Annotated in this window: 6 protein-coding genes; 3 read left to right on the top strand and 3 right to left on the bottom strand. The window is 55.9% G+C overall.

The genetic code is table 11. From position 1 onward, the window contains the following. Nucleotides 1-38: 38 nt before the first annotated feature. The 3 genes from ACZCED_RS24565 to leuC all read right to left on the bottom strand — a co-directional run bounded on the left by ACZCED_RS24565 (nucleotide 39) and on the right by leuC (nucleotide 2,767). Nucleotides 39-629, bottom strand: a complete 591-nt coding sequence (locus ACZCED_RS24565) for a metal-dependent hydrolase (protein ID WP_464862070.1) — start codon at nucleotides 627-629, stop codon at nucleotides 39-41. Between the two features lie 94 nt (nucleotides 630-723). After that, nucleotides 724-1,359 carry a 3-isopropylmalate dehydratase small subunit gene (gene leuD / locus ACZCED_RS24560; RefSeq protein ID WP_464862069.1) on the bottom strand — a complete coding sequence of 212 codons (636 nt, stop codon included), beginning with the start codon at nucleotides 1,357-1,359 and terminating at the stop codon, nucleotides 724-726. A gap of 4 nt (nucleotides 1,360-1,363) precedes the next feature. Next, a complete protein-coding gene (gene leuC, locus ACZCED_RS24555; protein ID WP_464862068.1) occupies nucleotides 1,364-2,767 on the bottom strand; it encodes a 3-isopropylmalate dehydratase large subunit in 1,404 nt (467 codons plus the stop codon). A gap of 351 nt (nucleotides 2,768-3,118) precedes the next feature. On the opposite strand from leuC, the gene ilvB reads away from it, so the two are divergent. The 3 genes from ilvB to ACZCED_RS24540 all read left to right on the top strand — a co-directional run bounded on the left by ilvB (nucleotide 3,119) and on the right by ACZCED_RS24540 (nucleotide 6,276). Next, on the top strand, nucleotides 3,119-4,855 hold the full coding sequence (gene ilvB, locus ACZCED_RS24550) for a biosynthetic-type acetolactate synthase large subunit (protein ID WP_464862067.1): 1,737 nt from the start codon (nucleotides 3,119-3,121) through the stop codon (nucleotides 4,853-4,855). 25 nt (nucleotides 4,856-4,880) lie between these two features. Beyond that, complete coding sequence (gene ilvN, locus ACZCED_RS24545) at nucleotides 4,881-5,369, top strand: acetolactate synthase small subunit (RefSeq protein WP_464862066.1); 489 nt, start codon at nucleotides 4,881-4,883, stop codon at nucleotides 5,367-5,369. Nucleotides 5,370-5,949: 580 nt separating this feature from the next. Then, nucleotides 5,950-6,276, top strand: coding sequence for a hypothetical protein (locus ACZCED_RS24540; RefSeq protein ID WP_464862065.1), 327 nt, complete (start codon nucleotides 5,950-5,952; stop codon nucleotides 6,274-6,276). The last annotated feature ends 73 nt before the right edge of the window (nucleotides 6,277-6,349 follow it).

Genomic DNA, 6,349 nt, shown 5'->3' with positions numbered 1-6,349 from the left:
TAAACCAATAACCATTGACGGTCAGCGCTCGACCGGGTCTAACTCAACTGGGGTCTTTTCCCGCTGGACGGGTCTCCGAATCTTTTGCGCAGGGCGCCGACCAGGGCCGCATCGGCTTTAAGCGATATCATCTCCAGCGGCGAACATCCGCGCTGCCAGGCCAGATACAGGGTGATGGCGCAAAGCAGCAGGGTCAACAGAATATTGGGCCAGGCGTTCAGTTCCCACTGTCCCTGCCAGGTCAGATTCCAATCGGCCGAGAATGGGAAAAGATAAGGGATCGGCCACTGATAGCCGTCCGGACCCTTTGAACCCACGATATCGCCGAGCAGGTGGAGGTGAAATACCAGGAGGACTAGCAGCGCCGACAACCGGCGCTTTATGCTCAGCAAATAGGTGGCCGCCGCCAGGATCACGCCCATGGCCAGATTGTGTCCCAGCACATGGTGATACTTGCTGTACCAGATCAGCGGGGTTGTCGTATGTTCGGTCAACACCTCGGCCACGATCCCCAGCCCGTCTAAATCCGGAGCGACCCCGGCCAGCGTTACGAGAGCCCTGTCCCGGCGCGGAAGTTCGGCCGTGTTGGCGACCGTCCAGCTTATCAGGAAATGGCTCGCCGGATTCATGGATTAACCCAATATTGACTTCTCAGATCTTTGGTTTAATTCCCGAGTTCATACAGGGGGTAAACCAAAGGCAGGCCCGCTTGGCTCGGATTCTTTATCCAATATACGGATCGTGGGTTTTCTCAAATTGCGTGATATCGGCTTCAAACTTGAGCGTCAGGTCTATATCATCCAAACCGCCGAGCAGCTGATCCTTGTCGCCGGGTTCAATGGTGAACTTAAAGACGCGCTTTTCGGCAGCATGCAGCTCAACCCGCTGTTCTACCAGGTCGACCGTAGCCTGCAGCCCCTGGCTGGTTTCGACCTGCTCGAAGATGGAATTCACCTCGTCTTCGGAAAGTTCGACGACCAGCAGACCGTTTTTGGTGGCGTTGGTCCTGAAAATATCCGCAAAGGCGTTGACCCGTTCGCCGTTGATTTCTTTCCAGGGCGCGATAATCACCTCGTAACCGTCCTGGACAAGGGCCCAGACGGCATGCTCCCGGCTGGAACCGCAGCCGAAGTTGTTGCGGGCCACCAGGATGGAGCGGCCTTTGAAACGGGGATGGTTGAGTTCGAAGTCCGGGTTGGGGCTGCCGTCCGCCAGATAGCGCCAGTCGAAAAAAGCGCTCGGGCCGTATCCCGTGCGGCTGATTGATTTCAAAAACTGCTTGGGTATGATGGCATCCGTATCCACATTGGACCGGTTCAGGGTGGCTAACATGCCGGTGTGCTTTTTAAATGCTTTCATCGGGTTACCTCCACGTGCGAATATCGACGAATTTGCCTGCGACCGCAGCGGCGGCGGCCATCTCCGGGCTGACCAAATGCGTTCGGCCGCCTCTTCCCTGCCGGCCCTCAAAATTACGATTGGAGGTTGATGCACAACGCTGCTGGGGACGCAGCTGATCGGGGTTCATTCCCAGGCACATGCTGCACCCGGCATAGCGCCATTCGGCGCCGGCGGCCTTGAAGACGTCGTGCAATCCTTCGGCCTCGGCCTGCAGGCGGACCTGCTGCGAACCGGGCACCACCAGGACTTGTACGTGATCGGCTTTTTTGCGCCCTTTAAAAATATCGGCCGCCAGACGCAGGTCTTCAATCCGCGAGTTGGTGCAGCTGCCGATGAAAACGACATCCAGGGGAACGTCGGTCAGCCGGGTGCCGGGGGTCAGCCCCATGTATTCCAGCGCATTTTCCACGTCTGAACGGCTGTAGCCGCCGGCTGAGTCCGGACCAGGAACCGGTTGATCGATATCGATCACCATGCCGGGGTTGGTTCCCCAGGTAACCTGGGGCTTGATGCTGCCGGCATCGATCACCAGCGAGCGGTTGAACTCGGCGTCCTCATCGCTGGGCAGGCTTTGCCAGAAGGCCAGGGCCCGCTCCAGGTCCCGTCCCTTGGGTGCGAAGGGTCGCTGCTTTGCGGTGATGTATTGAAACGTCGTTTCATCCGGAGCGATCATTCCGGCCCGCGCACCGGCCTCGATGCTCATGTTGCAGATCGTCATACGGGCCTCCATGGAAAGACTGCGCACAGCCTCGCCGCAGTATTCCAGCACATGTCCGGCACCGCCGGCGGTGCCCATGGTGCCGATCATTTTGAGCACCATGTCTTTGGAGAAAATATGCGGCGCCAGCCGCCCGCTGAACTCCACCCGGTAAGTCTGCGGTTTGCGCTGCACCAGGGTTTGGGTGACCAGCACGTGCTCGACCTCGGAAGTGCCGATGCCGAATGCCAACGCGCCGAAAGCCCCGTGGGTCGACGTGTGGGAGTCGCCGCAGACGATGGTCAAACCCGGCAGAGTCATCCCCATTTCCGGTCCGATGATGTGCACGATGCCCTGGTGATCGTGGCCCAGGTCGTAGAGGTTGACATCAAACTCTTTGCAGTTTTTGCGCAGGGCCTCCACCTGGGCCTTCGATATGGGATCCTTGATCTCCATTCGATCTTCGGTGGTGGAGACATTGTGATCCATGGTGGAAAACGTCAACTCAGGGCGGCGGATTTTTCGCCCGGCAAGCCGCATGCCCTCAAAGGCCTGGGGACTGGTGACTTCATGCACCAGGTGGCGGTCGATGTACAGCAGCGCCGATCCGTCGGGCATTTTGCGCACCACGTGAGATTGCCAGATTTTTTCAAACAGTGTTTTTCCCATGATTGCTGCCCTTCAATCTTCCCGCTGGCTGCAGGGCGGGTAACCGCGCAGGCGGGATGGTATGGTCCGCCGGGCGATTTGAGCCTCCCGCGGCGGACCGGTGTTTACTTTACCGCCCCTTGGGGCGATGATGATTGTTTCAATAATTTCAGTTGCCCCGTAATATGGCAAAAAGAACAGTCCGCGTCAAGTCGCCGGTGCAGCGGCTGCCAAAAATATGTGCCGCTAAGATAATTTGGGGTAGAAAGTAGAAAAAAAGGGGTTATATTACCCTGTATGCATCAACCCCGCTGAAACCGTTCCGTATTTGCATCCAAGCCGAGGTCTTCAAAAGAAAGGAAGAAGTAAAAAATGAAAGGTAAAGAATTGGCCTTGAAAGCGCTGCTGGATAAAGGCGTTAAATATATTTTCGGCTATACCGGAGGGGCCATCATGCCGATTTTCGATGAAATGGAAAAGCAGAAGGTATTCACCTTTATCATGTCGCGCCACGAACAGGGCGCGGTCTTCATGGCCCAGGGGATCTCGCGGGCCTCGATTACCACTGCCGATCCCCAGATCGGCGTCTGCATGGCGACATCGGGCCCCGGAGCCATGAACCTCGTCACCGGCATTGCCGACGCCATGATGGATTCGGTTCCGGTGCTGGCCATCACCGGCCAGGTCCCGTCGGGCGTTATCGCCACGGATGCCTTCCAGGAAAGCGATGTGGTGGGCGTGATGATGCCGCTGACCAAGCAAACCTACATGCCGCTTTCCGTCAACGCCGTCGAGGAGACCATTCATGAGGCCATGTATGTTGCCGGCACCGGCCGCGGCGGCCCGGTGGTCGTCGACATCCCCAAAGACATCCAGAATGACGATACCGGCCCCGACTACAAATTCGAGCCCCGGGGCTACGAGCCGAACCTGCCGGGATTTTTCTACTCACCGGTGCCGAACCGTGAACTTCTGCGCAAAGCAGTGGGACTGATCAACCGCAGCGAGCGGCCGATCATTCTGTGCGGCCATGGGGTCATCAACAGCAATGCGGGGCCCAACCTGGCCAAGTTTGCGGAAAAAGCCCACATACCCATCGCCTTTACCCTGCATGGTCTCTCCGCCCTGCCGGTTGACCATCCCCTGAGCGTCGGCATGGTGGGGATGCACGGCACCGTCGAAGCGAACCGGGCCCTGCTGAACTGCGACCTGATTATCGCTTTTGGCATGAGGTTCGACGACCGGGTGACGGGCAACCTGGCGACGTTCGGCGTCGATGCGGACGTCATCCACGTTGAAATCGATCCCTCGGAAATCGATAAAAATGTCAAAACATCGGTTGCCGTCAACGCCGATGTCAATCAGGCGTTGGCCCTGCTGGCCAAGGATCCGGAGCTGATCGCCAAACCCAGAAGGCTGTGGTTTGAAAAAATTGCCGATTATCGTGCCGAAATCGCGGATGAAATAAGCAGGGATATCGAGAAAGGGATCGGCAAGGAAGGACAGCTGCTGATGAAGACCATCGTCAGCCGGCTTTCCGAGCTGACCGGCGGCCGGGATTTGATTGTTTCCGACGTCGGACAGCACCAGATGATACTGGCCCGGTTTTACAATTTTCAGACCACCAACAGCTGGTTTAATTCCGGCGGTGCCGGCACCATGGGCTGCGCCCTGCCGATGGCCGTCGGCGTGAAACTGGCCCGGCCTGCTGAGCGGGTGTGGTCCATCAGCGGCGACGGCGGTTTCCAGATGAACATTCAGGAACTGGGTGCGATTATGGAGCACCAGATCGACATCAAGATCCTGCTCTTCAACAACGGGTATCTGGGGATGGTCCGACAGTGGCAAACCATGTTCTACGACGGCCGCTTTGCCGGAACACCCATGAAAAACCCTGATTTCGGCGCGATTGCCGGTGCCTACAAAATTCCTTATCAATGCGTGACCAAGCCGGAGCAAATCACCGCCGCCCTGGAGACCGCAGCGGGGTCCAAGGGCCCTTACATGGTGGAATTTTTGTGCGACCCCAGTGAGATCGTGCTGCCCATGGTGCCCGCCGGCGGCGGTATCGCCGATATGATCGTCTCGATGAAAAGGGACGGGAATTGAAGATTGAAGATTACGGAAGGAATCCATGACAACTAAAAATCAGATGAAGCGGCGGGCCATCCTGGCTTTTATGCAGAATCGTCCCGGGGTTCTCAACAAGATCTCGATGCTGGTTCGCCGCAAAATGTACAATGTCGAAACCATCACGGTCTGCACCACCCCTGAGCCCAGCATCAGCCGCATGACCCTGACCCTTTATGAAGACAGCGACGACAAGATGGCCCAGGTCGTGCGCCAGATTGAAAAAGTGACCGAAGTCATCTCGGCCAAGGAGCTGGATATCGACCAGAGCTTCTGGCGCGAGGTGGCCATCATAAAATTCGAATCGGACGCCGAGCGCATGGAGCAGTTGCTGAATCAATACCGGATCGAGATGCTCGACCATCAGAACCACGAAGTGTTTATTGTCCAGCTGGCCGGAACATCGAAAATAATCGATGATTTTCTGATGGCGCTCGGCAGCGACAAAATAATCGAGGTGGCTCGCTCCGGTTTCACAGCCCTGGAGAAATAGGTCTGCGGGGACGTTCCCGCAGACCTCCGCTCGATTTTTCGCCTGCGTTAGTCCGAAAATTCGCCTCTCGACGCTATTTTTGCTAAAGCTTTCAGTTGAGCTGCCGATAAATTAACCGGCCGAAAATTCGCCTCACCATTCATAATCCACCCAGCGCGGGCGGAATGAGGCCTGAAAAGGTTCCACCGATACGGCATTGCCAAATATCGGTGCCTTCAACCGAGACGGCGCCGTTGGCTTATGCCTGGAGCTAAAAAGCTTTCTGGCTTTTATACTTTGCGAAATCGTCAGAGAATACAGAGAGCACACCGGTCGGTCCGGCGGGTTAATTCCTTCTGGAGCCCTTGGCAATGAAGGATCTGGAAAAGAGCTAGACAAGCATGAGGATCGGAAGCGTGCACTTCCGAAAGATGGTCTGATAATACCGCGGGACAGACGATCTTCTGGTATCGGTAAATTGCAGCCGATATAGATTAAATACATCAGCGACCAATGGTAGTGACTGGTTGCGACACCTTCCAGGGGCTATCCTCATACCCCCAGCTCTGCCGGTGGTCGCTGATCGGGAGGCTTTGGTGCTATGGAGCATTTCATTTCTTTTGTCTTGTTGTTGCTGATCGGCGGCTGCGGGTTCCTGACGATTTATCTCATCATTGATTTTTTTGAATATTTGAAAAAATATCATACCGTTGTATGGCAAGAGCTCTGTTATGAGAGGCCCTTTGGAATACCGCAGAAGGACTTCTTTTTTTATCCTGTAAAGCCGCTGAAATTCATACCTTTCCTTTTTTCAGACGATGATCCGCGGGACGGCAGTCTGGCGGATCACAAAACCAGAATCAAATATTCCCTCATCGGTCTGGCGGCGGTGGTTTTCATCAACTTCGTTGTCAGACTATTCATTTAAGGCCTGTGGCAGAAGACCGTCCGCACCGAACGGTATTCTTTATAATCGTTTCAATTCATTAATCAGCACCTTG

The sequence above is a fragment of the Desulfosarcina sp. genome (genome assembly GCF_055467485.1).
The sequence above is the reverse complement of the archived record's forward strand: the minus strand, read 5'-3'. Positions and strand labels throughout refer to the sequence as shown.

What these genes read in the sequence shown, in the direction of transcription:
- leuD (WP_464862069.1), bottom strand. Translation starts at nt 1,359, where the DNA reads ATGAAAGCATTTAAAAAGCACACCGGCATGTTAGCCACCCTGAACCGG.
- ilvN (WP_464862066.1), top strand. Translation starts at nt 4,881, where the DNA reads ATGACAACTAAAAATCAGATGAAGCGGCGGGCCATCCTGGCTTTTATG.
- ACZCED_RS24540 (WP_464862065.1), top strand. Translation starts at nt 5,950, where the DNA reads ATGGAGCATTTCATTTCTTTTGTCTTGTTGTTGCTGATCGGCGGCTGC.
- leuC (WP_464862068.1), bottom strand. Translation starts at nt 2,767, where the DNA reads ATGGGAAAAACACTGTTTGAAAAAATCTGGCAATCTCACGTGGTGCGC.
- ilvB (WP_464862067.1), top strand. Translation starts at nt 3,119, where the DNA reads ATGAAAGGTAAAGAATTGGCCTTGAAAGCGCTGCTGGATAAAGGCGTT.
- ACZCED_RS24565 (WP_464862070.1), bottom strand. Translation starts at nt 629, where the DNA reads ATGAATCCGGCGAGCCATTTCCTGATAAGCTGGACGGTCGCCAACACG.